The sequence below is a fragment of the Pseudomonas sp. 20P_3.2_Bac5 genome (assembly GCF_025466035.1).
Taxonomy (GTDB): domain Bacteria; phylum Pseudomonadota; class Gammaproteobacteria; order Pseudomonadales; family Pseudomonadaceae; genus Aquipseudomonas.
Window position 1 is genome coordinate 212,939 of the sequence record NZ_JANLOA010000130.1, and the last position, 22,614, is coordinate 235,552.

Genomic DNA, 22,614 nt, shown 5'->3' on the forward strand with positions numbered 1-22,614 from the left:
AGGGACCCGCGCCGCACAACGTCGACCAGGCATAGACTTAGACGGCCTCGTTGGCCTCTTCGTCGAACGCAGTGAAGACCGGGTCTTCAGTGACGATATCTTCTGCGGCGAGAAACTCATTGGTAATGAAGCCTTCGGCGATTTCGCGCAGGGCAACGACGGTAGGCTTGTCGTTTTCCCACGCCACTTTCGGCTCTTTGCCGCCGGTGGCCAGTTGGCGGGCACGCTTGGTGGACAGCATGACCAGCTCAAAGCGGTTATCCACGTGGTCTAGACAATCTTCAACGGTTACGCGGGCCATGGTGTTCCTCAAATAGCGAATGCGGTGTTCTGCCCAAATGGGCGAGCGGACTCGATAGTTTAAAAAATCACCAGCCGTTAGGGAAGCGCTGATTTCGGTTCGAGCCCCGGATATGCCGACGATACCTACTTGTAAGCGTCTATTACAACTGTCTTGCGCGACCTGTCAGATCAACGCATTGCGCAAACGCGGGGTCAGTTCGTCGAACAGTGCCTGGACCGAGCGCAATGCCCGGCAATCCGGGCGGGTCAGCAGCCACAATTGGGTATCGCAACCGGGCAGCGCTTCGCTCAGTTGCTCGACCCCCGGCAGGGTGTGCGCCATATAGTCCGGCAGCGCGGCCACACCGAGGCCGGCGCTGACCAACTGGGCGATGGACGAAATGCCGCTGCAGCGGTAGCGCGGCATTACGCCGGGCAGTTTTTCGCTGCGCCAGACCACCGTGGGGTGATCCTGCATGGAATCGTCCGGCGAGATCCACGGCACGCTGGCGGGCGCTTCGGTCAAGCGGCTGCGAAATTCCTCGCGACCGCACACTACATAAGAAGCCGAACCCAGGCAGCGTCCTACAAGATGCTCGGGCGGCGAGTTGGTCAGGCGCAAGGCCAGGTCAGCGTCGCGGCGGCTGAGGTTGGCGAAGGTGTTGGACGTCGCCAGCTCCAGCGACAGTGCCGGGTACGCCGGCATGAACTCGGCCAGCGCCGGCAGCAGCAGGCTGTGCAATACCGCGTCGGTGCAGGTCAGGCGCACAGTGCCGCTGACCACCTGTTCGCCATGGGCCAGCGCCACGCGTGCGGCGTCCAGCGCCTGCTCGGCGCGCTCGGCCTGTTCGGCCAGGGCCTGGGCGGTGCCGGTGGGGATGTAGCCCTTGCGGCTTTTAACGAACAACGCGGTGCCGAGCGCGGCCTCCATCCGCCGGATCGAGCGGAACACCGTGGAAACGTCGACCTTGAGCAGTTCTGCCGCCTTGGCCAGGGAGCGTCCGCGGACCAGGGCGAGAACCAGGGAGAGGTCGGCATGGCTGATCTGATATTGCATCGATGCACTCTTTGCTTGCCAAAATGCCAATGTCTGTTGCGTGGGGGCCATTCTATAGTGCGACGGTGGCCGTCTAGCAAGGCGTGATGCCGCAGAACCTGGAACGCTCGTCCGATAGATGACGCGCCAGCCGTTCCCCACGATGGAAATCCCGAGAATAAAAGCCAGCCATCGCCGCCCCGAATACCCGCATTACCCCCCTACATCGCTGCCCCAATAAAAACTCTAAAGGATGCCTAGCCATGACGTCGGTCTCTCCGTGCGCCATCCCCGTTGACGAAATGGCCGAATTTCTAAAGGCCCACCCTGAGGTGCAGTACGTCGATCTGCTGATCGCCGATATGAACGGAGTGGTGCGCGGCAAGCGCGTCGAGAGGGCGAGCCTGGTCAAAGTCTACGAAAAGGGTATCAACCTGCCCGCGTCGCTGTTCGCCCTGGACATCAATGGCTCAACGGTGGAAAGCACCGGCCTGGGCCTGGATATCGGCGACGCCGACCGCATCTGCTACCCGATCCCCGGCACCCTGAGCTTCGAGCCCTGGCAGAAGCGTCCTACCGCGCAGTTGCTGATGACCATGCACGAGATGGACGGCAAGCCGTTCTTCGCCGACCCGCGCGAAGTGCTGCGTGGCGTTATCGAGAAGTTCGACGCCCTGGGCCTGACCATCTGCGCCGCGTTCGAGCTGGAGTTCTACCTGATCGACCAGGACAACCTGAACGGTCGCCCGCAACCGCCGCGTTCGCCGATTTCCGGCAAGCGTCCGCAATCGACCCAGGTCTACCTGATCGACGACCTCGACGAATACGTCGATTGCCTGCAGGACATTCTCGAAGCCGCCAAGGAACAGGACATCCCGGCCGACGCGATCGTCAAGGAAAGCGCCCCGGCGCAGTTCGAAGTGAACCTGCATCACGTCGCCGATCCGCTGAAAGCTTGTGACTACGCGCTGCTGCTCAAGCGGGTGATCAAGAACGTCGCCTACGACCATGAAATGGACTCCACGTTCATGGCCAAGCCCTACCCGGGCCAGGCCGGTAATGGCCTGCACGTGCACATTTCGCTGCTGGACAAGGCCACCGGCAAGAACATCTTCACCAGCGAAGACCCCGAGCAGAACGACGCCCTGCGCCACGCCATCGGCGGCGTGCTGGAAACCATGCCGGCGTCGATGGCCTTCCTCTGCCCGAACATCAACTCCTACCGCCGCTTCGGCGCGCAGTTCTATGTGCCCAACGCGCCGAGCTGGGGCCTGGACAACCGCACCGTGGCCGTCCGTGTACCGACCGGCAGCGCCGACGCCGTACGCATCGAGCACCGCGTGGCCGGCGCCGACGCCAACCCTTACCTGATGATGTCGGCGATCCTCGCCGGTATTCACCACGGGCTGACCAACAAGATCGAACCGGGCGCGCCCATCGAAGGCAATTCCTACGAGCAACTGGAACAGAGCCTGCCGAACAACCTGCGCGATGCCCTGCGCGAACTGGACGACAGCGAAGTCCTGAACCAGTACATCAGCCCCGACTACATCGATATTTTCGTCGCCTGCAAGGAAAGCGAACTGGCGGAGTTCGAGGTGTCGATTTCCGACCTCGAATACAACTGGTACCTGCATACCGTGTGATGCCCGGAGAACAGAACAATGACAATTCCGACCCGCGAACAATGGGAAACCCTCTTCCAGCAACTGCGCATCGAGGGGCGCGCCTTCATCGACGGTGAATACCTCGAAAGCGCCTCTGGCGAGACCTTCGACTGCATCAGCCCGGTGGACGGCCGTGCCCTGGCCGCCGTCGCCAGTTGCGATGCCGCCGACGCCGAGCTGGCAGTCGCTGCCGCGCGCCGCAGTTTCGACAGCGGCGTCTGGGCGCAGCAGGCGCCGGCCCAGCGCAAGCGCGTGCTGATCGCCTTCGCCGACCTGCTGCTGGCCAACGCCCGCGAGCTGGCGTTGCTGGAAACCCTGGACATGGGCAAGCCGATCGCCGACTCGCTGAGCATCGACATTCCCGCGGCGGCCAACGCCATCCGCTGGAACGCCGAGGCGATCGACAAGATCTACGACGAAGTCGCGCCGACCGCGCCTGACCAGCTTGGCCTGGTGACCCGCGAGGCGGTGGGTGTGGTTGCCGCCATCGTGCCCTGGAACTTCCCGCTGATGATGGCCTGCTGGAAACTCGGCCCGGCCCTGGCCACCGGCAACTCGGTGATCCTCAAGCCGTCGGAAAAATCTCCGCTGACCGCCATCCGCATCGCCCAACTGGCGGTGGAAGCCGGCCTTCCGGCCGGTGTGCTCAATGTGCTGCCAGGTTTCGGCCACACCGTCGGCAAGGCCCTGGCCTTGCACATGGACGTCGACACTCTGGTGTTCACCGGTTCGACCCGCATCGCCAAGCAACTGATGGTGTATGCCGGCGAATCGAACATGAAACGCGTCTGGCTGGAGGCCGGCGGCAAGAGCCCGAACATCGTCTTCGCCGACGCGCCGGACCTGCAGGCCGCGGCTGAAGCCGCCGCCAGCGCTATCGCGTTCAACCAGGGCGAGGTCTGCATCGCCGGTTCGCGCCTGCTGGTGGAGCGCTCGATCAAGGAGCAGTTCCTGCCGATGGTGGTGGAGGCGCTCAAGGCCTGGAAACCAGGCCATGCGCTGGAGCCGGAAACCCGCGTCGGTGCGCTGGTCGACGCCACCCAGCTGGACACCGTGCTGGGCTACGTCGAGGCCGGCAAGGCCGATGGCGCGACCCTGGTCACCGGTGGCCGCCGTGTGCTTGAAGACACCTGCGGCGTCTACGTCGAGCCGGCGATCTTCGATGGCGTGAACAACGCCATGCGCATCGCCCGCGAGGAAATCTTCGGTCCAGTGCTGTCGGTCATCACCTTCGACAGCGCCGAAGAAGCGATCGCCATCGCCAACGACTCGCCGTTCGGCCTGGCCGCGGCGGTGTGGACCTCGGACCTTTCCAAGGCCCATCGCAGCGCTCGCGCCCTGCGCGCCGGCAGCGTCTGGATCAACCAGTACGACGGCGGCGACATGACTGCGCCGTTTGGCGGGTTCAAGCAGTCGGGCAACGGCCGCGACAAGTCGCTGCACGCGTTCGACAAATACACCGAACTCAAGGCGACCTGGATCAAGCTCTAAGGGAGGCTGGATCGATGAAGCAGGATTTGCGCAAGACGCCTTTGATCGGCGTCACTGCATGCCGTCAGATGCTGGGCAACACTGCCTCCCACACCGTGGGCGACAAATACGTCGAGGCCGCCGCGTTTGCCGGCGTGCCGCTGATCCTGCCGGCGCTCACCGAGGCGCTGGACCCGCAGCGCCTGCTGGAACGCCTCGACGGCATTCTTTTTACCGGCTCGCCTTCAAATGTCGAGCCGCATCATTACAATGGCGCCCCCAGCGTCGAAGGCACCCGGCACGACGTGTTTCGTGACCGGCTGACCCTGCCGTTGCTGCAGGCGGCGATTGCCGCCGGCGTGCCGGTGTTCTGCATTTGCCGTGGTTTCCAGGAGCTCAATGTGGCCCTGGGCGGAAGCTTGCACCAGCGTGTCCAGGAGCTGCCCGGCTATCTGGACCACCGCGAGCCGCAGGACGCCCCGCTCGAAGAACAGTACAGCCCGCGTCACCTGGTGACGGTCGAACCCGATGGGAAATTCGAGCGACTGGGGTTACCGCAGCAGTTCATGGTCAACTCGCTCCACAGCCAGGGCATCGACCGCCTGGCTGAGGGCTTGCGTGTCGAGGCATTGGCCCCGGACGGGTTGATCGAAGCAGTTTCCATGGAGGATGCGCCCGGCTTTGTGGTCGGAGTGCAGTGGCATCCGGAATGGCGTTATGCCGAAAACCCGGTTTCGTTGCGTCTTTTTCAGGCGTTCCGTGCAGCCTGTAATGCCTACGCCGGTGGTCAGCGCTACCGCGAGGCGAGCCTGTAACGCCTCGGGAGCGACGTTTGCGCCCAGGCCGATCCGGCAGATTCATTGAGTGCGGGCATCAATTGATGCCCTGAAAAACAATACCAATAGCGACGGCAACTACTCATGAGCGATTTCCAGGCAAGCCTGACCCCGAGTACGGCGGGGCAGGCTCGCGCAAGCGCCGGCACATCCGGAGCATCCAAGGGGCTGGCCAAGGGCCGGCTCGGACTGCTCGCCAGTATCGTGCTCGGCATTTCCACCATCGCCCCGGTGTACACCCTCACCGGCGCGCTGGGTCCAACGGTCCGCGAAGTCGGCGCGCACTTGCCGGCGGTGTTCATCGTCGGCTTCCTGCCGATGCTGCTGGTAGCCCTCGGCTATCGCGAGCTGAACGCGGCCGAACCGGACAGCGGCACCTCCTTTACCTGGTCGGCTCGCGCCTTTGGCCCGATGATCGGCTGGATCGGCGGCTGGGGCCTGGTCACGGCGACGACCATCGTGCTGTCCAACCTGGCCGGTGTGGCGGTGGACTTCTTCTATCTCTTCCTCGGGCAACTCACTGGCAGCCACGAGGTGGCTGCGCTCAGCGACAACCTGCTGATCAACGTCATCACCTGTTGCGTGTTCATCGCCATGGCGGTGTGGATCTGCTGTCGCGGCATCGGCACGACCATGGCGGTGCAGTACGGCCTGGTGGCGCTGCAATTGTTGGTGCTGATAGGTTTCGCCATCGCGGCGTTCGGCGGCTCGACCCCCGAGCAACCGCCGATGAACTTCCAGATGGACTGGTTCAACCCGTTCGGCGTCGAGTCCTTCTCGGCCTTTACCGCCGGCCTGTCGCTGTCGATCTTCATCTTCTGGGGTTGGGACGTGTGCCTGACCATGAGCGAAGAGTCGGTGGGCAGCGATGAAGTGCCTGGCCGCGCCGCGACCCTGACCGTACTGCTGATCCTTGGCCTGTACCTGGTCACCGCTATCGCCACGCTGCAATTCGCCGGTATCAGCGAAGTAGGGCTGGGCCTGGGCAATCCACGGATCCAGGAAAACGTCTTCGCTCACCTCGCAGGTCCAGTCATGGGCCCGCTGGCAATCCTGATGTCCATCGCCGTGCTGGCGAGTACCGCCGCGTCGCTGCAATCGACCTTCGTCTCCCCGGCCCGCACTCTGCTCGCCATGGGCTACTACGGCGCCGTGCCAGAGCGCTTCGCGCGCATCTGCCCGCGCTCGCAGACTCCGCGTTATGCCACCATCTGCGCCGGCATCGCCGCCGGTGTGTTCTACGTGACCATGCGCACCTTGAGCGAAAACGTGCTGGCGGACACCATCACAGCCTTGGGCATGATGATCTGCTTCTACTATTCGCTGACGGCGTTCGCCTGTGTCTGGTACTTCCGCCACAGCCTGATGGACAGCGCGCGGCACTTCATGATGAGAGGCGTGTGCCCGTTGCTGGGCGGCGGGATTCTTTCGGTGATCTTCGTTCAGACCGCAATCGACAGCGCCTCGCCGTCGTTCGGCAGCGGTTCGCATGTGGGCGGGTTGGGGCTGGTGTTCGTGATCGCGATGATCATCCTGCTGCTGGGCATCGTCCTGATGCTGCTCTCGCGTCTGCGCGCGCCGGCGTTCTTCCTTGGCATGACGCTGCGCCGTCACGCAACCATCCCGAGCCGCCGCTGAGGCGGCCGGGACGGCGAGGGCTCAAGCCAGCAGTTGCTTGAGCAGCTCGCCGTGGCGTTGTTGCTGGCTTTCGCGCTGCAGGCGATTGGCGCGGAACACCGCTTTCAAGTCTTCCAGCGCCGTGGCGAAGTCGTCATTGATGATGACGTACTCGTATTCGTCGTAGTGCTTCATCTCGCTGACCGCTTCGCGCATCCGACCTTCGATGATTTCGTCACTGTCCTGGCCACGGTTTGTCAGGCGCTGGCGCAGCGCCTGCTGGCTCGGCGGCAGGATGAAAATCGAGCGAGTGCCCGGCATCTGGTCGCGCACCTGTTGCGCACCTTGCCAATCGATTTCCAGAATCAGGTCATGGCCTTCATCGAGGGTCTGCTGCAGCGCGCTGCGCGAGGTGCCGTAGCAGTTGCCGAAGACTTCGGCCTGCTCGAGGAAGTCGCCCTGAGCGTTCAGGCGGTCGAACTCGGCGCGGTCGACGAAGTGGTAGTTCACCCCGTTGTGCTCGCCCGGACGCATGGCCCGCGTGGTGTGGGAAACCGACACGCGGATGTGGTTCAGGTCGTCGGTCAGGGCCTTGACCAGGCTGGTCTTGCCCGCGCCGGACGGGGCCGAAATGATGTACAGGGTGCCGCTGCTGTGTTTCATGATGGGGGTGGCCTTACTCGATGTTCTGTACTTGTTCACGCATCTGCTCGATCAGAACCTTGAGGTTGACCGCCGATTGGGTGCTGCGTGGGTCGAAGGCTTTGGAGCCCAAGGTGTTGGCTTCGCGATTGAGCTCCTGCATCAGGAAGTCCAGGCGCCGGCCCGCTGCACCGCCGGACTTGAGCACCCGACGCACTTCGGTGACGTGCGTGCTGAGGCGGTCGAGTTCTTCGGCAACATCGCTTTTCTGTGCCAGCAAGACCATTTCCTGCTCCAGGCGTTGCGGGTCGAGTTCGGCCTGCATGTCGCTGAAGCGGTCGAGGATCTTCTGCCGCTGGGCGGCGAGCATCTGCGGCACCAGCGCGCGCAGGGTGGTGACTTCCTGGCTCATGTTGTCCAGGCGCTCGTTGATCAGCCGGGCCAGTTCCGCGCCTTCGCGGTTACGGCCATTTTTCAGCTCCTGGAGCGCCGCGTCGAACAGCTCGATGGCTTCGACGTTCAAGGCTTGCGGGTCGTTGGCATCGGCGACCAGCACGCCGGGCCAGGCCAGCACTTCCAGGGGATTGAGCGGTGCCGGCTGCTTGATCAGGCTGGCCACGGTCTCGGCGGCGGCCACCAGTTGTGCGGCGCGCTCACGGTCCACCTGCAACGGCTTGCCGGCGTTTTCTTCGTTGAAGCGCAGGGTGCACTCGACCTTGCCGCGGGAAATCCCCTGGCGCAGCGACTCGCGTACGGCGCCTTCAAGATCGCGGAAGGCTTCCGGCAGGCGCAGGTGCGGCTCAAGGTAGCGATGGTTGACCGAGCGCAGTTCCCATATCAGGGTGCCTTGGGTCCCGGCTCGTTCGACACGAGCAAAGGCGGTCATGCTGTGCACCATGGGAAGTACCTCGCAGATAGATGAAGGGAAAGCCGACAGGCTGCAAAGGCGCAGGATTGTAACGCAGTGCGCTGCCGGCTCCCATAAACGGATGTGACAAACACTGCGCTGAACGCCGACAAAAACCTGTCGAAGCCCGATGTGCGCGGGGTTTGAGCCGTGCGACGGGCGGCGGGCGGGCCTTTCGCGCTCAGGCATGTCCAGTCGCGGCCTGGCGCTCTATAATGCTCGGCAGATTCGAACCCAGTACAGGTATCCCCTATGAAACGTCCAAGTGGTCGCGCTGCCGATCAGCTCCGCTCGATCCGCATCACCCGCAACTACACCAAGCACGCCGAAGGGTCGGTACTGGTTGAGTTTGGCGACACCAAAGTCGTCTGCACGGTCAGCGTCGAAAATGGTGTTCCACGCTTCCTGAAAGGCCAGGGGCAAGGCTGGCTGACCGCCGAGTACGGCATGCTGCCGCGCTCCACCGGTGAGCGTAACCAGCGCGAAGCCAGCCGTGGCAAACAGGGTGGCCGCACCCTCGAAATCCAGCGCCTGATCGGTCGCTCGCTGCGCGCCGCGCTGGACATGAGCAAACTGGGCGACATCACCCTGTACGTCGACTGCGACGTGATCCAGGCCGACGGCGGCACCCGCACCGCGTCCATCACCGGCGCCATGGTTGCCCTGGTCGATGCGCTGCGTGTGGTCAAGAAACGTGGCGGCCTGAAAGGCGGCGACCCGCTCAAGCACATGATCGCTGCCGTTTCGGTGGGCATGTACCAGGGCGAGCCGGTGCTGGATCTGGATTACCTCGAAGACTCCGCTGCCGAAACCGACCTGAACGTGGTCATGACCAGCGCTGGCGGCTTCATCGAAGTCCAGGGCACCGCCGAAGGCGCGCCGTTCCAGCCGCAGGAACTCAACGCCATGCTGGAGCTGGCGCAGAAAGGCATGGCCGATCTGTTCGAGCTGCAAAAGGTGTCGCTGGCTGACTGAGCCATCGCTCAATAAAAAAGCCGACCCAAGGGTCGGCTTTTTTGTGGCTGACGATCAGATCGTCAGCGTCCAGTCGTAGTCCACGATCAGCGGCGCGTGTTGCGAGAAGCGCGGCTGGCGCGGCAGGCGTGCGCTTCGTACGAAGCGGCGCAGGCCGGGGGTCAGCAACTGGTAGTCGAAGCGATAGCCCAGGTTGAGCATCTCGGCTTGTTCGTTATCTGGCCACCAGCTGTACTGGTCGCCTTCGCGGCTGACTTCGCGCAGGGCATCGACATAGCCCATGTTGCCGACGATCTCGTCCATCCACGCGCGTTCCGGGGCGAGGAAGCCTGGCGACTGCTGACTGTCGCGCCAGTTCTTGATGTCGAGCTTCTGCTGCGCCACGTACAGCGAGCCGCAATAGATGTATTCGCGGCGTTTACGACGTTGCTTGTCCAGGTACTTGGCGAAGTCGTCCATCAACTTGAACTTCTGGTTCAGGTCTTCATCGCCGTTCTGCCCGGAAGGCAGCAACAGGGTTGCAATACTGACTTTGTCGAAATCGGCCTGCAGGTAACGTCCGTAGCGGTCGGCTGTCTCGAAGCCCAGGCCGCTGATGACTGCCTTGGGCTGCAACCGCGAATAAAGTGCCACGCCGCCTTGGGCGGGTACTTCTGCGTCGCAGGCATAAAGGAAGTAGCCATCTAGCTGAAAAGCCGGGTCGTCGAGTTCAAAGGCCGAGGCGCGGGTATCCTGAAGGCAGATGACGTCGGCATTCTGAGCTTGCAGCCAGCTGAGCAAACCACGCTCGACCGCAGCCTGAATGCCATTAACGTTCACACTGATGATCCGCATAAATGGCCCCAAAAATCACGTGCGTGTATGATACCCGAGCTCTACTCAATTAGCTAAATCCGTGGTAATCCGGGACTCTTCATGCAGCCGTATCAGCGCGACTTCATTCGTTTTGCCATCGATCGCGGGGTTCTGCGCTTCGGTGAGTTCACTCTCAAGTCGGGTCGTACCAGCCCGTATTTCTTCAATGCCGGCTTGTTCAACAGTGGCTCGGCCCTGGCCCAGCTCGGACGTTTCTATGCGGCGGCGATCGTCGACAGCAAGATTCCGTTCGATGTCCTGTTCGGCCCGGCCTACAAGGGTATTCCCCTTGCCGCGGCGACCGCAGTGGCCCTGGCCGAGCAGCACCAGCTTGACGTGCCATGGTGCTTCAACCGCAAGGAAGCCAAGGACCACGGCGAAGGCGGTAGCCTGGTGGGCGCGGCGCTGACCGGCGAGGTGCTGATCATCGACGATGTGATCACCGCCGGCACCGCGATCCGCGAAGTCATGCAGATCATCCAGGGCCAGCAGGCCAAGGCCGCTGGCGTGTTGATCGCGTTGAACCGCCAGGAGCGCGGCAACGGCGAGCTGTCGGCGATCCAGGAAGTGGAGCGCGACTTCGGCATTCCGGTGGTCAGCATCGTTTCCCTGACCCAGGTCCTTGAGTTCCTCGCCGACGATCCGGCGCTCAAGCAGCACCTGCCGGCGGTGGAAGCCTACCGCGCCCAATTCGGCGTCTGAAATGAAAACGGGCCGCTTCAAGCGGCCCGTTTTCATTTGGCTCAGTCTTTTCCGTAGTTCGGCGAGCGGGGTCCGTAGAGGATGCCGCCGTTCTTGTACGGGGTCAGCAGACGTGCACCGGTGATCCCGGCAATCGGGTAGCCGGCATCGTCCTGCACGCTGCTGATGATCTGATTGACCGCAGCGGTGATCAGCAGGCCGATAATCCCGCCTCCGCTGTTGTTCTGATTCTCCTGGCTGGACGCCGTGGCCGCACCGGTCCACAGGGTCTTGCCGCTGCGCAGGTCGACCAGGCTGGCCTTGGCCGTCACGATGGTTGCGCTGCTGATGACCATGTAACGCGTGCCATAGTCGCTCACGGTGACATACAGCGCCGCGTCCGCACCGAAGATGTCGTGCAGCTTGTTGGTGGGCAACTGGTGGATGTCGCTGGGCGTGGTCATGCCGTTCTGGCGGAAGGTTTCATCGACCAGCGCCACCGGCAGCACGTAATACCCGGCTTCGGCCAGCGGATAGGTCACGTTCGACAGCATGCTGTAGGTCGCCTTCACATCCGGCGACTCGTTCAGCGGCGGCAGGATGAGAATCGAGCGCGGGTTGGCCTGCTTGTATTCCGAGTAATCGACGCTCTTTTGCTGGTGAGCGCAGCCGGCGAACAGCGCGAGGATGCAGGCGCTCGCCGCCAGTTTGAACAGATGCTGGATCATTGTTTGGCCACTCCCTGGCGTGCGTTTTTCAGCAGAAAGTCCATGTAGGCCGCCGATTCAGGGAACAGCGCTTTCTCCGTCTGGAACTGCTGGACCATCTGATCATCCTTGCCGAGGCTCGAATACAGCAGGCCAAGCTGGGCGTGGTAGCCCGGAGGAACGGCGCCGTTCTTGGCGCGGATTTTCTGCAGATCACCTTCCAGTGCTTCGACCTGGGCTTCTTTCGATTCGCCCTTGAAGTACTGATAGACCTGCGGTTGGTAGCTTTCCCACTGGTACAGGGTTTTTGGCCCGGTGCAGCCGGACAGCAGGATGCTGCCCAGCAGAACGCCGGCGACTGCGCGCCAGCTCAGGGTTGCCGTACTCATTACGGTTCGTCCTTGTGCGTAGAGTCTTTAAGGGGTGACAGGTTTCCAGGCGCCGCTTTCCACGGCGTCGACCAGCTTGTTCACGGCTTCGCGCATGGCCAGGTCGAGCACCTTGCCATTGAGGGTCGAGTCGTAGCTGGCAGTACCGCCGAAACCGATGATTTCGCGGTTGGACAGGGCGTACTCGCCCGCGCCCTGGCTGGAATAGACCACTTCGGAGGTGCTGATGTTGACGATGTTCAGCGCAACCTTGGCGTAGGCGATCTGGGTCTTGCCGCGACCGAGGATGCCGAAGAGCTGATGGTCGCCGACTTCCTTGCGACCGAATTCGGTCACATCACCGGTCACCACGTAATCCGCACCTTTCAGACGCTGGGCCTGGCCCTTGATGGCCGCTTCTTGCTGGATTTCGCCCATGTTGTCGCGGTCCAGCACGTTGAAGCGATTGGTCTGCTGCAGGTGGGTGATGAGGATGGTCTTCGCCTGACCGCCGAGACGGTCGATGCCGTCGGAGAAGATGCCGCGCATGTAGCTGGAGCGGTTGTCGAACTTGCCGACCGCGATAGGCGCACGCACACCGCTGTAGGGGCGGCTGACGCTTTCGACCTGCTGCACGGCGACCGCTCTGGATGTTTCTGTTGCACAACCTGCCAACGACCCGAAAGCGATGGCGGCTGCCAGCACGAGTCCATGTGAAGCATATTTCACGCTGTTTCTCCCAAATAAACACAGAAAACGGTTCAAGCGATCATGAAAAAGCCCGCCTGGTAGCGGGCTTCTCATTGAAAGGTATTACTGACGCGGCTTGCGGTTGGTGATCAGGGTGCCCACGCCGCTGTCGGTGAAGATTTCCAGCAGAACGGCGTTCGGTACGCGGCCGTCGATGATGTGCGAGCTGTGCACGCCGCCCTGGACCGCTTCCAGTGCGCAACGGATCTTCGGCAGCATGCCGCCGTAGATGGTGCCGTCGGCGATCAGGCTATCGACCTGCTCGGTGCTCAGGCCGGTCAACACGGTGCCTTGCTTGTCCATCAGGCCGGCGATGTTGGTCAGCAGCATCAGCTTCTCGGCTTTCAGAGCCTCGGCGACCTTGCCGGCAACCAGGTCGGCGTTGATGTTGTAGGACTCGCCGTTCGGGCCTACGCCGATGGGCGCGATGACCGGGATGAAGTCACCCTTGACCAGCATGTTCAGCAGGTCGGTGTTGACGCCAACGACTTCGCCGACGTGGCCGATGTCGATGATTTCCGGCGTGGTCATCTCCGGGGTCTGACGGGTGACGGTGAGCTTTTTCGCACGGATCAGCTCAGCGTCCTTGCCGGTCAGGCCGATGGCACTGCCGCCGTGACGGTTGATCAGGTTGACGATGTCCTTGTTCACCTGGCCGCCGAGAACCATCTCCACCACGTCCATGGTCTGGGCGTCGGTGACGCGCATGCCATCGACGAAACGGCTTTCGATCGACAGGCGCTTGAGCAGGTCACCGATCTGCGGGCCACCACCGTGGACGACCACCGGGTTGATGCCGACGGCCTTCATCAGGACCACGTCGCGCGCGAAGCCGGTTTTCAGCTCCTCGCTTTCCATCGCGTTGCCGCCGTACTTGATCACCAGGGTCTTGCCGACAAAGCGTCGGATGTAAGGCAGCGCTTCGGACAGTACCTGGGCGACATGGGTAGCGGCATCGCGATCGAGGGTCATGCAGGGCTCCAATTGGAACAAGTGGTTCGGTCAGAACGGTAGTTGCAGGTCAGGGGCAACGCGCTTGAGTTGCGCGTGGAAAACAGCCTTGATTCGCTGCAGTTCGGCTTCGTTGTCGGCCTCGAAACGCAGCACCAGTACCGGTGTGGTATTGGACGCGCGGACCAGGCCCCAGCCGTGGGGATAATCGACTCGCACACCGTCGATGGTGGTCAGGTCGGCTTTGCCCCAGTCGGCGTCGCGTTGCAGTGCATCAATGATGGCGAATTTACTCTCGTCGGTCACATCAATGTTGATTTCCGGTGTGGAAATATCATTCGGGAAGCCGGCGAACAGGGTTTCGGCGTCCAGTGCGGACTTGCTGAGGATCTCCAGCAAACGCGCGGCACTGTAGATGCCGTCGTCGAAACCGAACCAGCGTTCCTTGATGAAGATGTGTCCGCTCATCTCACCGGCGAGCAGTGCGCCGGTTTCCTTCATTTTCTTCTTGATCAGCGAGTGGCCGGTCTTCCACATCCGCGAGCGGCCGCCGTATTCGGCGATCAGCGGGGTCAGGCGGCGGGTGCATTTGACGTCGAAGATGATTTCGGCGCCGGGGTTGCGGGCCAGCACGTCCTGGGCGAAGAGCATCAGCAGGCGGTCCGGGTAGACGATGCTGCCGGTATTGGTCACCACGCCGACGCGGTCGCCGTCGCCATCGAAGGCCAGGCCGAGGTCGGCGCCGGTTTCCTTGACCTTGGCAATCAGGTCTACCAGGTTTTCCGGCTTGCCCGGGTCCGGGTGATGGTTGGGGAAATTGCCGTCGACCTCGCAGAACAGCGGGATGACGTCGCAGCCAAGTGCTTCGATCAGTTGCGGGGCGTTGACGCCAGCGGCGCCGTTACCGCAGTCCACCACCACTTTCAGGCGCTTGGCGAGCTTGATGTCGCCGACGATCTGCTGGTGGTAGCGCGGGAGAATGTCGACTTTCTCGACCTTGCCTTCACCGCGGCTCAGGTCGTTGGTTTTCAGCCGGGTCAGCAGCGCCTGGATCTGTTCGTTGGCCAGGGTGTCGCCGGCGATGACGATCTTGAAACCGTTGTAGTTCGGCGGGTTGTGGCTGCCGGTGAGCATCACGCCGGATTTGCCGGCGAGCACGTTGGCGGCGTAGTACAGCGCGGGTGTCGGCACCAGGCCGACATCGCTGACCTGGCAACCGGCGTCGACCAGCCCCTGGATCAGCCGTTCCACCAGCATCGGTCCGGACAGGCGGCCGTCGCGACCAACCGACACGTTCGGTTCGCCCTGGGCCAGGCTCTGTGCACCGATGGCGCGTCCAATCCAATAAGCCGTTTCGGCGTGCAGGGTATCTCCCACGACACCACGGATATCGTAGGCGCGGAAAATGCTGTCAGGCAGTGCGGGGATCAGTTGGGCCATATCGTTCATCACGGAACTCCAGTCTCGATGGCTTTCGGGCGTGTGGAACGCTTGGACGGCCATTTTGCCGGAGAGTTCGCCCCCGGCATGGATCCGGGGGCGATCAGGGGATCATTGGCTACCGGAGTGACCGAAGCCGCCAGCACCGCGTTGGCTCTCGTCGAAGGCCTCGACGATGTCGAAATGAGCCTGTACCACCGGCACCAGGACCAGTTGCGCGATGCGCTCGCCGACGGTGATGGTGAAGGCGTTCTGGCCGCGGTTCCAGCAGGAGACCATCAGCTCGCCCTGGTAGTCGGAATCGATCAGCCCGACCAGGTTCCCCAGCACGATGCCGTGTTTGTGGCCGAGGCCCGAGCGCGGCAGGATCAGCGCCGCCAGGCCCGGGTCGCCGATGTAAATCGACAGGCCGGTGGGAATCAGCAGGGTCTGGCCCGGCTCCAGGACGGTGTCTTCCTTGAGCATGGCGCGCAGGTCGAGACCGGCCGAGCCTGGGGTGGCGTACTGCGGCAGCGGGAATTCGCCGCCGATGCGTGGATCGAGAATCTTGGCTTGCAGAGCGTGCATTTGGGTCAAACCTGGTTGAGGCGTTCGGCGATGAAGGCGACCAGTTGGCGGGCGATCTTGCCCTTGCTGGTCTGCGCGAACAGGGTTTCATGGAGCTGCCGGTCGATCACGCTGCAGGCGTTTTCCTCGCTGTTGAAGCCAATGCTGGGGTTGGCCACGTCATTGGCGACGATCAGGTCGAGGTTCTTGTCCTTGAGCTTGCGTGCGGCGTAATCGAGCAGGTGTTCGGTCTCGGCGGCGAAGCCAACGCTGAACGGACGGTCCGGACGGGTGGCGATAGTGGCCAGGATGTCCGGGTTGCGCACCATCTGCAGCAGCAGGCCGTCACCGGTCGTAGGGTCTTTCTTGAGTTTTTGCGGGGCGACGACTTCCGGACGGTAGTCGGCGACCGCCGCCGAAGCGATGAACAGGTCGCACGGGATCGCCGCTTCGCAGGCCGCGAGCATGTCGCGGGCGCTGACCACATCGATCCGGGTGACCCGGTCTGGCGTCGGCAGGTGCACCGGGCCGGTGACCAGGGTGACCCGCGCGCCGGCTTCCGCCGCGGCCTCGGCGAGGGCGAAGCCCATCTTGCCGGAGCTGTGGTTGGTGATGTAGCGCACCGGGTCGATGTTTTCCTGGGTCGGGCCGGCGGTGATCAGCACGTGCTTGCCGGTCAGCGACTGGCGCTGGAAGCACTCGGCGGCGGACCAGGCCAGGTCGCTGGCCTCGAGCATGCGGCCCAGGCCGACGTCGCCGCAGGCCTGGCTGCCCGAGGCCGGGCCGAAGACCTGGATCGAGCGGCTTTGCAGGGTTTCGAGGTTGGCCTGGGTGGCCGGGTCGCGCCACATGGCCTGGTTCATGGCCGGGGCCACGGCGACCGTGGCGTCGGTGGCCAGCACCAGGGTGGTCAGCAGATCGTCGGCCACGCCTTGGGCCAGGCGAGCGATGAGATCGGCGGTGGCTGGTGCAATCAGCACCAGATCGGCCCACTTGGCCAGTTCGATGTGGCCCATCGCCGCTTCGGCAGCGGGATCCAATAGGTCCATGTGCACGGGGTGCCCGGAGAGGGCTTGCATGGTCAGGGGGGTGATGAATTCAGCACCGCCACGGGTCATGACCACGCGCACCTGGGCGCCGTGTTCCAGAAGTCGGCGAACCAGCTCGGCGCTCTTGTAGGCGGCGATGCCGCCGCCGACGCCGAGAACGATGCGTTTCCGATACAGCCGCTGCATAGGCCTGCCTTTTTCCGATGAGGGTTTGCGCGCAACGCCAACGCCTCCCCAGGCCGGATCGCTGCGCAAAAAGTGGCCGCTAAGATAGCACAGGGCTGCTCCCTGCAAGAGCGCCGGGAGCAGTAACGGGCAGACAGAGGGAAATTGTCATGAGTATCAGGGACTGGCCCGTGTTGGAACGACCACGGGAAAAGCTGTTGGGACAAGGCGCGGCTAGCCTCTCCGATGCGGAGTTGCTGGCTATTTTTCTGCGGACGGGAGTGCGGGGACGCAGTGCGGTGGACCTGGCCCGGGACCTGTTGAACCGCTTCGGCGGGCTGCGGGGTTTGCTGGAGGCGGACCAACCGTGCTTCAACAAGCAACTGGGGCTGGGGCCGGCCAAGTACGCCCAGTTACAGGCGGTGATGGAAATGGCGCGGCGTCATCTGGGCGAGCACCTCAGTCGCAGTTCGGCACTGGAAAACCCGGCGGGGGTTCGGGCCTATCTCCAGGCGCAATTGAGGCACGAGCAGCATGAGGTGTTCGGCTGCCTTTTTCTCGATACCAAGCACCGTCCGCTGGGTTTCGAGGCACTGTTTCAAGGCTCGATCGACAGCGCCAACGTCTATCCGCGGCAGGTGCTCAAGCGGGCTTTGGCGCGCAATGCGGCGGCATTGATCCTGTGTCACAACCATCCTTCCGGGAACCCCGAGCCGAGTCAGGCCGACATTCGCCTGACCCATCGGCTCAAGGAAGCGCTGGAAATGATCGATGTGCGCGTGCTCGACCACTTCATCATCGGCGACGGCGAGCCGTTGTCGATGCGCGAGCACGGCTGCTTCTTCAACGATCCACCTTGACCCCGGAAAAGTCCTGACGACCGAACGGGCTGACCTTGTAGCCTTCCACGCCGCTGCGCATCAGCACCGCGGCGGTGGGGTGCGCCAGCGGCAGCCACAGCGCCTGTTGCTGGATCTGCGCCTGGGCCTGCTGGTAAAGCCGGCTGCGCACGCTCTGGTCGCTGGTGGTCTTGCCGGCACTGATCAACTGATCCAGGCGCGGGTCGCAATAGCGGGCAAAGTTGGTCCCGGACGTGACTGCCGCGCAGGAGAATTGCGGGCTGAGGAAGTTGTCCGGGTCGCCGTTGTCACCGGCCCAGCCCATGAACAGCAAATCATGTTCGCCGGCCTTGGCCCGCCGAATCAGCTCGCCCCACTCGATCACGCGGATCTCGGCCTTGATGCCGATCTTCGCCAGGTCCGCCTGCAGCAATTGCGCGCCCAGGCTCGGGTTGGGGTTGAGCAGGCTGCCCGACGGGCGGGTCCAGATGGTGGTGCTGAAGCCGTCGGGCAGGCCGGCTTTCTTCAACAGCTCCTGGGCTTTGGCGAGGTCCGTCGGGTAGCCGGGCAGCGTTTTATCGTAGCTCCAGGTATTGGGCGGGAAGGGCCCGTTGGCGGCCACGGCGGTGCCTTCGAACACGGCCTTGAGGTAGCTGTCCTTGTCGAAGGCGAGGTTGATTGCCTGGCGTACTTCGGGCTTGTCCAGCGGCGGATGCTGGCTGTTGATGGCGACGAAGGCGGTCATGAAGGCTTCGGTTTTTTCGACCTTCAGGGTCGCATCGCCAGCCGCCGCGGCGATGTCCAGCGGCTTGGGCGAGAGGGCGATCTGGCATTCGTTGCGCCGCAGTTTTTGCAGGCGCACGTTGGCGTCCGGGGTGATAGCGAAGATCAGCGGGTCGACGGTGGGCTTGCCGGCGAAATAGTCCGGGTTGGCCTTGTAGCGGATGCTGGCGTCTTTCTGGAAACGGGTGAAGACGAAGGGCCCGGTGCCGATCGGCTGGCTGTTGAGCTTCTCCGGGGTACCGGCCTTGAGCAGCTGATCGGCGTATTCGGCCGGGTAGATCGAGGCGAAGCCCATGCTCAGGGTGGCGAGGAAGGTCGCGTCCGGGTGGCTCAGGGTGAAGCGCACGCTCAGCGGGTCCGGTGCCTCGACCTGCTTGATCAGGTCAGGCAGTTGCAGGGACTGGGCGTGAGGAAAACCACTCTGGGCGATCTTGTGCCACGAGTGCGCGGGGTAGAGCATGCGCTGGAAGCTGAACAGCACGTCGTCGGCGTTCAGGCTGCGGCTGGGCTTGAAGTACGCGGTGGTGTGGAATTTCACTTCCGGGCGCAGCTTGAACTCGTAGACCAGGCCATCGGGGGAGACGGTCCAGCTTTCGGCCAGGCTCGGCACGACCTTGCCGGCGGCCGCATCGAACTCCACCAGGCGGTTCATCAGCACGTCGGCGGAGGCGTTGGTGGTGGTCAGCGCGTTGTACTGGACCACATCGAATCCTTCCGGACTGGCCTCGGTGCACACGCTGAGGGCGGCGGCCTGTGCCGCGGCGGGGCCGAGCAGGGCGGCGAACAACAGGGGTAGAACGGCGGGACGCATAGGAATTCCTCAGGCTGAACGATGGCCCATCTGCCTGTGCAGTTTGGAAAAGTCCTACCCTAGTGCGCTGGATTACAAACGCCAACTGATTTTTCAGCAGTTTCGCGACGAGCGGTTGTCTGCCCCGCAGGCCCTGTACCTTGCAGGACGGGCCCGGGAGCGGGGAGGGCAATTCACATCTTGTGTTGTTGTGCTCTGGTGTTTCTGGTATAAAGCAGCGCTCTTTTCTAGGGGCCCGGTGTGTAGCATCCTCGGGTGTAGCCGGTAAGACCCCGAAGAATCACGGCGCCTGGCGCCAAAGACTGAGAGATTAAGCGGCCAACCCATGCCGGGTTGGGCATGTGGTTTTAGAGGGCTGAGGCATGTCGAGAGTCTGTCAAGTTACTGGTAAGGGTCCAGTAACCGGGAACAATATTTCCCACGCAAACAACAAAACCCGTCGTCGTTTCCTGCCGAACCTGCAGCATCATCGCTTCTGGGTCGAGTCCGAGAAGCGTTTCGTGCGTCTGCGCGTTTCCGCCAAGGGCATGCGTATCATCGACAAGCGCGGCATTGACGTCGTTCTGGTCGAAATTCGCCGTAACGGCATCAAGGTTTAAGGGAGAAAGTCATGCGTGAATTGATCCGTTTGGTGTCGAGCGCTGGTACTGGCCACTTCTACACCACCGACAAGAACAAACGCACTACTCCGGACAAGATCGAGATCAAGAAATACGATCCGGTCGTCCGTAAGCACGTGACGTACAAGGAAGCCAAGATCAAGTAATTGGTCTGGTTTTCAGAAAAAGCCCGTATCCCCGGATACGGGCTTTTTTTATGGTCAGCAAAAAAACGCCCGGCGCAGTGCCGGGCGTTTTTCATTTCAGGGCGCTCAACCGAAATTGAAACCTTCGATCAGGCCGTTGCCACCGGTGATGATATGGATACGGCCGAGATCGTAGTCCAGGGTGGTCGCTTCTCCCGGGGCAACGATGCGAGTGCGGCCGGTCAGTTCGCCGATCTGTGCCTTGGTGCTCTTGGCGTAGGCGGTGCCGATCAGATCGTTGAGCACTACCAGCACTTCTTCATTGGTCATGGCGCGTCTTCCTTGTAGGGTCAATGTCCGAAATGGACCGCGCCATGCTCCTCCCGTCCCGGTTGCGCCCGGCGGTAGTTATCTATTTCTGCTCGAACATCACGTAGATCTTGCGGCACGGCTCGAGCACTTCCCAGGTGCCTTTGAAGCCGGCGGGAATCACGAAGCGATCACCGGCCCGCAGCGTCTTGGCCTGGCCCTGTTCGTCGCGCAGGACCGAGACGCCATAAACGATTTCGCAGTATTCGTGTTCGGTGTAGTTGACGGTCCATTGCCCCTCCGCACCTTCCCACACGCCAGCAGCAAATTGGCCACACGGGCTGGCGTAATGGTTGTAGACCGCCTGCTCGGGATCGCCCTTGAGCACCTTTTCGGCGGCGGGGCGGTAGCGTTCGACTTCGGTCAGTGCGTGGGAAAAATCGACAATCTGCTGGATATTCATGAAGCGGCTCGCCTTATTGTTAAATAAATTGAACATCACTAAGCATTTATCGGCAAAGTGTCAAATATATTGATAATTCGTGTGTCAGTAGTTTAGGGTGTCGAATGCTGTAGAGCGATGACCGCTCCAGCAGAATTTTCTGACAGCGTCGCCGACCTCACGTGCCGCGCTGCATCTCTACAACAGGAGGAGTTTGGTATGACCACCCTGACGCGTGCGGACTGGGAACAACGTGCCCAGCAACTGAAGATCGAAGGCCGTGCTTTCATCAATGGTGAATACACCGCCGCTGTCTCGAACGCGACGTTCGAGTGCTCCAGCCCGGTCGACGGACGCCTCCTGGCGCACATCGCCAGCTGCGATGAAGCCGATGCCCAGCGCGCCGTGGAAAACGCCCGCGCCACCTTCAACTCCGGTGCCTGGTCGCGCATGGCGCCGGCCAAGCGCAAGGCCACCCTGATCCGCTTCGCCAACCTGCTCAAGCAGAACGTGGAAGAGCTGGCGCTGCTGGAAACCCTGGACATGGGCAAGCCGATCGGCGATTCGTCGACCATCGACATCCCGGCCGCCGCCAACGCGCTGGCCTGGAACGGCGAAGCCATCGACAAGGTATACGACGAAGTCGCGCCGACCGCGCATGACCAGCTTGGCCTGGTGACCCGTGAGCCCGTGGGCGTTGTCGCCGCCATCGTGCCGTGGAACTTCCCGCTGCTGATGGCCTGCTGGAAACTCGGCCCGGCCCTGGCCACCGGTAACTCGGTGATCCTCAAGCCGTCCGAAAAATCCCCGCTGACTGCCATCCGCATCGCACAACTGGCGGTAGATGCCGGTATCCCGGCTGGCGTGCTGAACGTGCTGCCAGGCTTCGGTCACACCGTCGGCAAGGCCCTGGCCCTGCACATGGACGTCGATACCCTGGTGTTCACCGGTTCGACCAAGATCGCCAAGCAACTGATGATTTACGCTGGCGAATCGAACATGAAGCGCGTCTGGATGGAAGCCGGCGGCAAGAGCCCGAACATCGTCTTCGCTGACGCCCCGGACCTGAAAGCTGCTGCTGAAGCTGCCGCCAGCGCCATCGCATTCAACCAGGGCGAAGTCTGCACCGCCGGCTCGCGCCTGCTGGTGGAGCGTTCGATCAAGGACCAGTTCCTGCCGATGGTGCTGGAAGCGCTGAAGGCCTGGAAACCGGGCAACCCACTGGACCCGGCGACTACCGTCGGCGCGCTGGTGGACACCCAGCAGATGAACACCGTGCTCGGCTACATCGAATCGGCCCACGCCGACGGCGCCAAGCTGGTGGCGGGCGGCAAGCGCATCCTTGAAGAAACCGGCGGCACTTATGTCGAGCCGACCATCTTCGATGGCGTGAACAACGCCATGCGTATCGCCAAGGAAGAGATCTTCGGCCCAGTGCTGTCGGTCATCACCTTCGACACCGTCGAGGAAGCCATCGCCATCGCCAACGACACCCAGTACGGCCTTGCCGCCGGTGTGTGGACCGCGAACATCACCAAGGCCCACCAGACCGCCAAGGCGCTGCGCGCCGGCAGCGTCTGGGTCAACCAGTACGACGGTGGCGACATGACCGCGCCGTTCGGTGGCTTCAAGCAGTCGGGCAACGGCCGCGACAAGTCGCTGCACGCGCTGGAAAAGTACACCGAGCTGAAAGCCACCTGGATCAAGCTGTAACAGCACAGGCGCGGCCTTGAGCCGCGCC

24 protein-coding genes and 1 pseudogene are annotated in these 22,614 nt (G+C 62.7%); 10 read left to right on the top strand and 15 right to left on the bottom strand.

Translation table 11 applies throughout. The features are described 5' to 3' along the window. Positions 1-37: 37 nt before the first annotated feature. Positions 38-301, bottom strand: coding sequence for a DNA-directed RNA polymerase subunit omega (rpoZ, locus tag NTD88_RS25805; RefSeq protein WP_095158950.1), 264 nt, complete (start codon positions 299-301; stop codon positions 38-40). 165 nt (positions 302-466) lie between these two features. After that, positions 467-1,339 (bottom strand): LysR family transcriptional regulator, encoded by an 873-nt coding sequence (locus NTD88_RS25810; RefSeq protein ID WP_095158951.1) that lies wholly within the window; start codon positions 1,337-1,339, stop codon positions 467-469. Between the two features lie 242 nt (positions 1,340-1,581). On the opposite strand from NTD88_RS25810, the gene NTD88_RS25815 reads away from it, so the two are divergent. From NTD88_RS25815 to NTD88_RS25830, 4 genes are all read left to right on the top strand, one after another. Next, positions 1,582-2,964 carry a glutamine synthetase family protein gene (locus NTD88_RS25815; protein ID WP_095158952.1) on the top strand — a complete coding sequence of 461 codons (1,383 nt, stop codon included), beginning with the start codon at positions 1,582-1,584 and terminating at the stop codon, positions 2,962-2,964. An 18-nt stretch (positions 2,965-2,982) separates the two neighbouring features. Then, positions 2,983-4,476 carry an aldehyde dehydrogenase gene (locus NTD88_RS25820; protein ID WP_262156517.1) on the top strand — a complete coding sequence of 498 codons (1,494 nt, stop codon included), beginning with the start codon at positions 2,983-2,985 and terminating at the stop codon, positions 4,474-4,476. Positions 4,477-4,490: 14 nt separating this feature from the next. Then, the gene (locus NTD88_RS25825; RefSeq protein ID WP_095158954.1) at positions 4,491-5,270 is read left to right on the top strand and encodes a gamma-glutamyl-gamma-aminobutyrate hydrolase family protein; all 780 of its coding nucleotides are present in this window, start codon (positions 4,491-4,493) and stop codon (positions 5,268-5,270) included. 105 nt (positions 5,271-5,375) lie between these two features. Beyond that, entirely contained in the window at positions 5,376-6,929 is a 1,554-nt protein-coding gene (locus NTD88_RS25830) for an APC family permease (RefSeq protein ID WP_095158955.1), read from the top strand. A gap of 21 nt (positions 6,930-6,950) precedes the next feature. Here NTD88_RS25830 and gmk read toward each other — a convergent pair whose 3' ends face one another. Both gmk and NTD88_RS25840 read right to left on the bottom strand, forming a co-directional pair. Then, the gene (gene gmk, locus NTD88_RS25835; protein ID WP_262130702.1) at positions 6,951-7,571 is read right to left on the bottom strand and encodes a guanylate kinase; all 621 of its coding nucleotides are present in this window, start codon (positions 7,569-7,571) and stop codon (positions 6,951-6,953) included. A 13-nt stretch (positions 7,572-7,584) separates the two neighbouring features. Further along, entirely contained in the window at positions 7,585-8,448 is an 864-nt protein-coding gene (locus NTD88_RS25840) for a YicC/YloC family endoribonuclease (RefSeq protein ID WP_110969776.1), read from the bottom strand. A gap of 261 nt (positions 8,449-8,709) precedes the next feature. Between NTD88_RS25840 and rph the strand changes: the two genes are divergently transcribed. Further along, on the top strand, positions 8,710-9,432 hold the full coding sequence (gene rph / locus NTD88_RS25845) for a ribonuclease PH (RefSeq protein WP_262130700.1): 723 nt from the start codon (positions 8,710-8,712) through the stop codon (positions 9,430-9,432). 54 nt (positions 9,433-9,486) lie between these two features. Here the strand turns inward: rph and NTD88_RS25850 are convergent, their stop codons facing one another. Further along, positions 9,487-10,266 (bottom strand): exodeoxyribonuclease III, encoded by a 780-nt coding sequence (locus NTD88_RS25850; RefSeq protein ID WP_095158959.1) that lies wholly within the window; start codon positions 10,264-10,266, stop codon positions 9,487-9,489. 81 nt (positions 10,267-10,347) lie between these two features. Here NTD88_RS25850 and pyrE point away from each other — a divergent pair, with 81 nt between their 5' ends. After that, positions 10,348-10,989: an orotate phosphoribosyltransferase gene (gene pyrE, locus NTD88_RS25855; RefSeq protein ID WP_095158960.1), complete on the top strand. Its 642-nt coding sequence runs from the start codon at positions 10,348-10,350 to the stop codon at positions 10,987-10,989. A gap of 41 nt (positions 10,990-11,030) precedes the next feature. On the opposite strand, the gene NTD88_RS25860 is transcribed toward pyrE, so the two are convergent. From NTD88_RS25860 to coaBC, 7 genes and pseudogenes are all read right to left on the bottom strand, one after another. Further along, positions 11,031-11,696: a DUF799 domain-containing protein gene (locus NTD88_RS25860; RefSeq protein ID WP_262156518.1), complete on the bottom strand. Its 666-nt coding sequence runs from the start codon at positions 11,694-11,696 to the stop codon at positions 11,031-11,033. After that, positions 11,693-12,064 (bottom strand): DUF4810 domain-containing protein, encoded by a 372-nt coding sequence (locus tag NTD88_RS25865; RefSeq protein ID WP_262156519.1) that lies wholly within the window; start codon positions 12,062-12,064, stop codon positions 11,693-11,695. The genes NTD88_RS25860 and NTD88_RS25865 overlap by 4 nt, the downstream gene beginning before the upstream one ends. Positions 12,065-12,091: 27 nt before the next feature. Continuing rightward, the gene (locus tag NTD88_RS25870; protein ID WP_110969771.1) at positions 12,092-12,772 is read right to left on the bottom strand and encodes a CsgG/HfaB family protein; all 681 of its coding nucleotides are present in this window, start codon (positions 12,770-12,772) and stop codon (positions 12,092-12,094) included. An 84-nt stretch (positions 12,773-12,856) separates the two neighbouring features. Then, positions 12,857-13,765, bottom strand: coding sequence for an acetylglutamate kinase (gene argB, locus NTD88_RS25875; RefSeq protein ID WP_095158964.1), 909 nt, complete (start codon positions 13,763-13,765; stop codon positions 12,857-12,859). A gap of 30 nt (positions 13,766-13,795) precedes the next feature. Continuing rightward, positions 13,796-15,169, bottom strand: a pseudogene (locus tag NTD88_RS25880) (phosphomannomutase/phosphoglucomutase); the annotation flags it as partial. 126 nt (positions 15,170-15,295) lie between these two features. Beyond that, positions 15,296-15,751, bottom strand: a complete 456-nt coding sequence (gene dut, locus NTD88_RS25885; protein ID WP_095158966.1) for a dUTP diphosphatase — start codon at positions 15,749-15,751, stop codon at positions 15,296-15,298. Between the two features lie 5 nt (positions 15,752-15,756). Beyond that, a complete protein-coding gene (coaBC, locus tag NTD88_RS25890) occupies positions 15,757-16,965 on the bottom strand; it encodes a bifunctional phosphopantothenoylcysteine decarboxylase/phosphopantothenate--cysteine ligase CoaBC (protein WP_095158967.1) in 1,209 nt (402 codons plus the stop codon). A 149-nt stretch (positions 16,966-17,114) separates the two neighbouring features. Here coaBC and radC point away from each other — a divergent pair, with 149 nt between their 5' ends. Continuing rightward, positions 17,115-17,804 carry a RadC family protein gene (gene radC / locus NTD88_RS25895; protein WP_095158968.1) on the top strand — a complete coding sequence of 230 codons (690 nt, stop codon included), beginning with the start codon at positions 17,115-17,117 and terminating at the stop codon, positions 17,802-17,804. Here the strand turns inward: radC and NTD88_RS25900 are convergent. Further along, entirely contained in the window at positions 17,788-19,377 is a 1,590-nt protein-coding gene (locus tag NTD88_RS25900) for an ABC transporter substrate-binding protein (protein ID WP_095158969.1), read from the bottom strand. The two genes, radC and NTD88_RS25900, sit on opposite strands and share 17 nt — an antisense overlap. A gap of 362 nt (positions 19,378-19,739) precedes the next feature. Between NTD88_RS25900 and rpmB the strand changes: the two genes are divergently transcribed. Both rpmB and rpmG read left to right on the top strand, forming a co-directional pair. Continuing rightward, positions 19,740-19,976, top strand: coding sequence for a 50S ribosomal protein L28 (rpmB, locus tag NTD88_RS25905; protein WP_095158970.1), 237 nt, complete (start codon positions 19,740-19,742; stop codon positions 19,974-19,976). Between the two features lie 11 nt (positions 19,977-19,987). Further along, on the top strand, positions 19,988-20,143 hold the full coding sequence (gene rpmG / locus NTD88_RS25910; protein ID WP_021702025.1) for a 50S ribosomal protein L33: 156 nt from the start codon (positions 19,988-19,990) through the stop codon (positions 20,141-20,143). Between the two features lie 105 nt (positions 20,144-20,248). On the opposite strand, the gene NTD88_RS25915 is transcribed toward rpmG, so the two are convergent. Together NTD88_RS25915 and NTD88_RS25920 are read right to left on the bottom strand one after the other, a co-directional pair. Then, on the bottom strand, positions 20,249-20,452 hold the full coding sequence (locus tag NTD88_RS25915; protein WP_262156520.1) for an I78 family peptidase inhibitor: 204 nt from the start codon (positions 20,450-20,452) through the stop codon (positions 20,249-20,251). An 82-nt stretch (positions 20,453-20,534) separates the two neighbouring features. Next, entirely contained in the window at positions 20,535-20,894 is a 360-nt protein-coding gene (locus NTD88_RS25920) for a cupin domain-containing protein (RefSeq protein WP_095158972.1), read from the bottom strand. Between the two features lie 198 nt (positions 20,895-21,092). Between NTD88_RS25920 and NTD88_RS25925 the strand changes: the two genes are divergently transcribed. Next, positions 21,093-22,586: an aldehyde dehydrogenase gene (locus NTD88_RS25925; RefSeq protein ID WP_262130665.1), complete on the top strand. Its 1,494-nt coding sequence runs from the start codon at positions 21,093-21,095 to the stop codon at positions 22,584-22,586. The last annotated feature ends 28 nt before the right edge of the window (positions 22,587-22,614 follow it).

Bases quoted from the DNA above. Each gene is read 5' to 3' on its own strand.
- rpoZ (WP_095158950.1), bottom strand. From the start codon at position 301: ATGGCCCGCGTAACCGTTGAAGATTGTCTAGACCACGTGGATAACCGC.
- NTD88_RS25810 (WP_095158951.1), bottom strand. From the start codon at position 1,339: ATGCAATATCAGATCAGCCATGCCGACCTCTCCCTGGTTCTCGCCCTG.
- NTD88_RS25815 (WP_095158952.1), top strand. From the start codon at position 1,582: ATGACGTCGGTCTCTCCGTGCGCCATCCCCGTTGACGAAATGGCCGAA.
- NTD88_RS25820 (WP_262156517.1), top strand. From the start codon at position 2,983: ATGACAATTCCGACCCGCGAACAATGGGAAACCCTCTTCCAGCAACTG.
- NTD88_RS25825 (WP_095158954.1), top strand. From the start codon at position 4,491: ATGAAGCAGGATTTGCGCAAGACGCCTTTGATCGGCGTCACTGCATGC.
- NTD88_RS25830 (WP_095158955.1), top strand. From the start codon at position 5,376: ATGAGCGATTTCCAGGCAAGCCTGACCCCGAGTACGGCGGGGCAGGCT.
- gmk (WP_262130702.1), bottom strand. From the start codon at position 7,571: ATGAAACACAGCAGCGGCACCCTGTACATCATTTCGGCCCCGTCCGGC.
- NTD88_RS25840 (WP_110969776.1), bottom strand. From the start codon at position 8,448: ATGGTGCACAGCATGACCGCCTTTGCTCGTGTCGAACGAGCCGGGACC.
- rph (WP_262130700.1), top strand. From the start codon at position 8,710: ATGAAACGTCCAAGTGGTCGCGCTGCCGATCAGCTCCGCTCGATCCGC.
- NTD88_RS25850 (WP_095158959.1), bottom strand. From the start codon at position 10,266: ATGCGGATCATCAGTGTGAACGTTAATGGCATTCAGGCTGCGGTCGAG.
- pyrE (WP_095158960.1), top strand. From the start codon at position 10,348: ATGCAGCCGTATCAGCGCGACTTCATTCGTTTTGCCATCGATCGCGGG.
- NTD88_RS25860 (WP_262156518.1), bottom strand. From the start codon at position 11,696: ATGATCCAGCATCTGTTCAAACTGGCGGCGAGCGCCTGCATCCTCGCG.
- NTD88_RS25865 (WP_262156519.1), bottom strand. From the start codon at position 12,064: ATGAGTACGGCAACCCTGAGCTGGCGCGCAGTCGCCGGCGTTCTGCTG.
- argB (WP_095158964.1), bottom strand. From the start codon at position 13,765: ATGACCCTCGATCGCGATGCCGCTACCCATGTCGCCCAGGTACTGTCC.
- dut (WP_095158966.1), bottom strand. From the start codon at position 15,751: ATGCACGCTCTGCAAGCCAAGATTCTCGATCCACGCATCGGCGGCGAA.
- coaBC (WP_095158967.1), bottom strand. From the start codon at position 16,965: ATGCAGCGGCTGTATCGGAAACGCATCGTTCTCGGCGTCGGCGGCGGC.
- radC (WP_095158968.1), top strand. From the start codon at position 17,115: ATGAGTATCAGGGACTGGCCCGTGTTGGAACGACCACGGGAAAAGCTG.
- NTD88_RS25900 (WP_095158969.1), bottom strand. From the start codon at position 19,377: ATGCGTCCCGCCGTTCTACCCCTGTTGTTCGCCGCCCTGCTCGGCCCC.
- rpmB (WP_095158970.1), top strand. From the start codon at position 19,740: ATGTCGAGAGTCTGTCAAGTTACTGGTAAGGGTCCAGTAACCGGGAAC.
- rpmG (WP_021702025.1), top strand. From the start codon at position 19,988: ATGCGTGAATTGATCCGTTTGGTGTCGAGCGCTGGTACTGGCCACTTC.
- NTD88_RS25915 (WP_262156520.1), bottom strand. From the start codon at position 20,452: ATGACCAATGAAGAAGTGCTGGTAGTGCTCAACGATCTGATCGGCACC.
- NTD88_RS25920 (WP_095158972.1), bottom strand. From the start codon at position 20,894: ATGAATATCCAGCAGATTGTCGATTTTTCCCACGCACTGACCGAAGTC.
- NTD88_RS25925 (WP_262130665.1), top strand. From the start codon at position 21,093: ATGACCACCCTGACGCGTGCGGACTGGGAACAACGTGCCCAGCAACTG.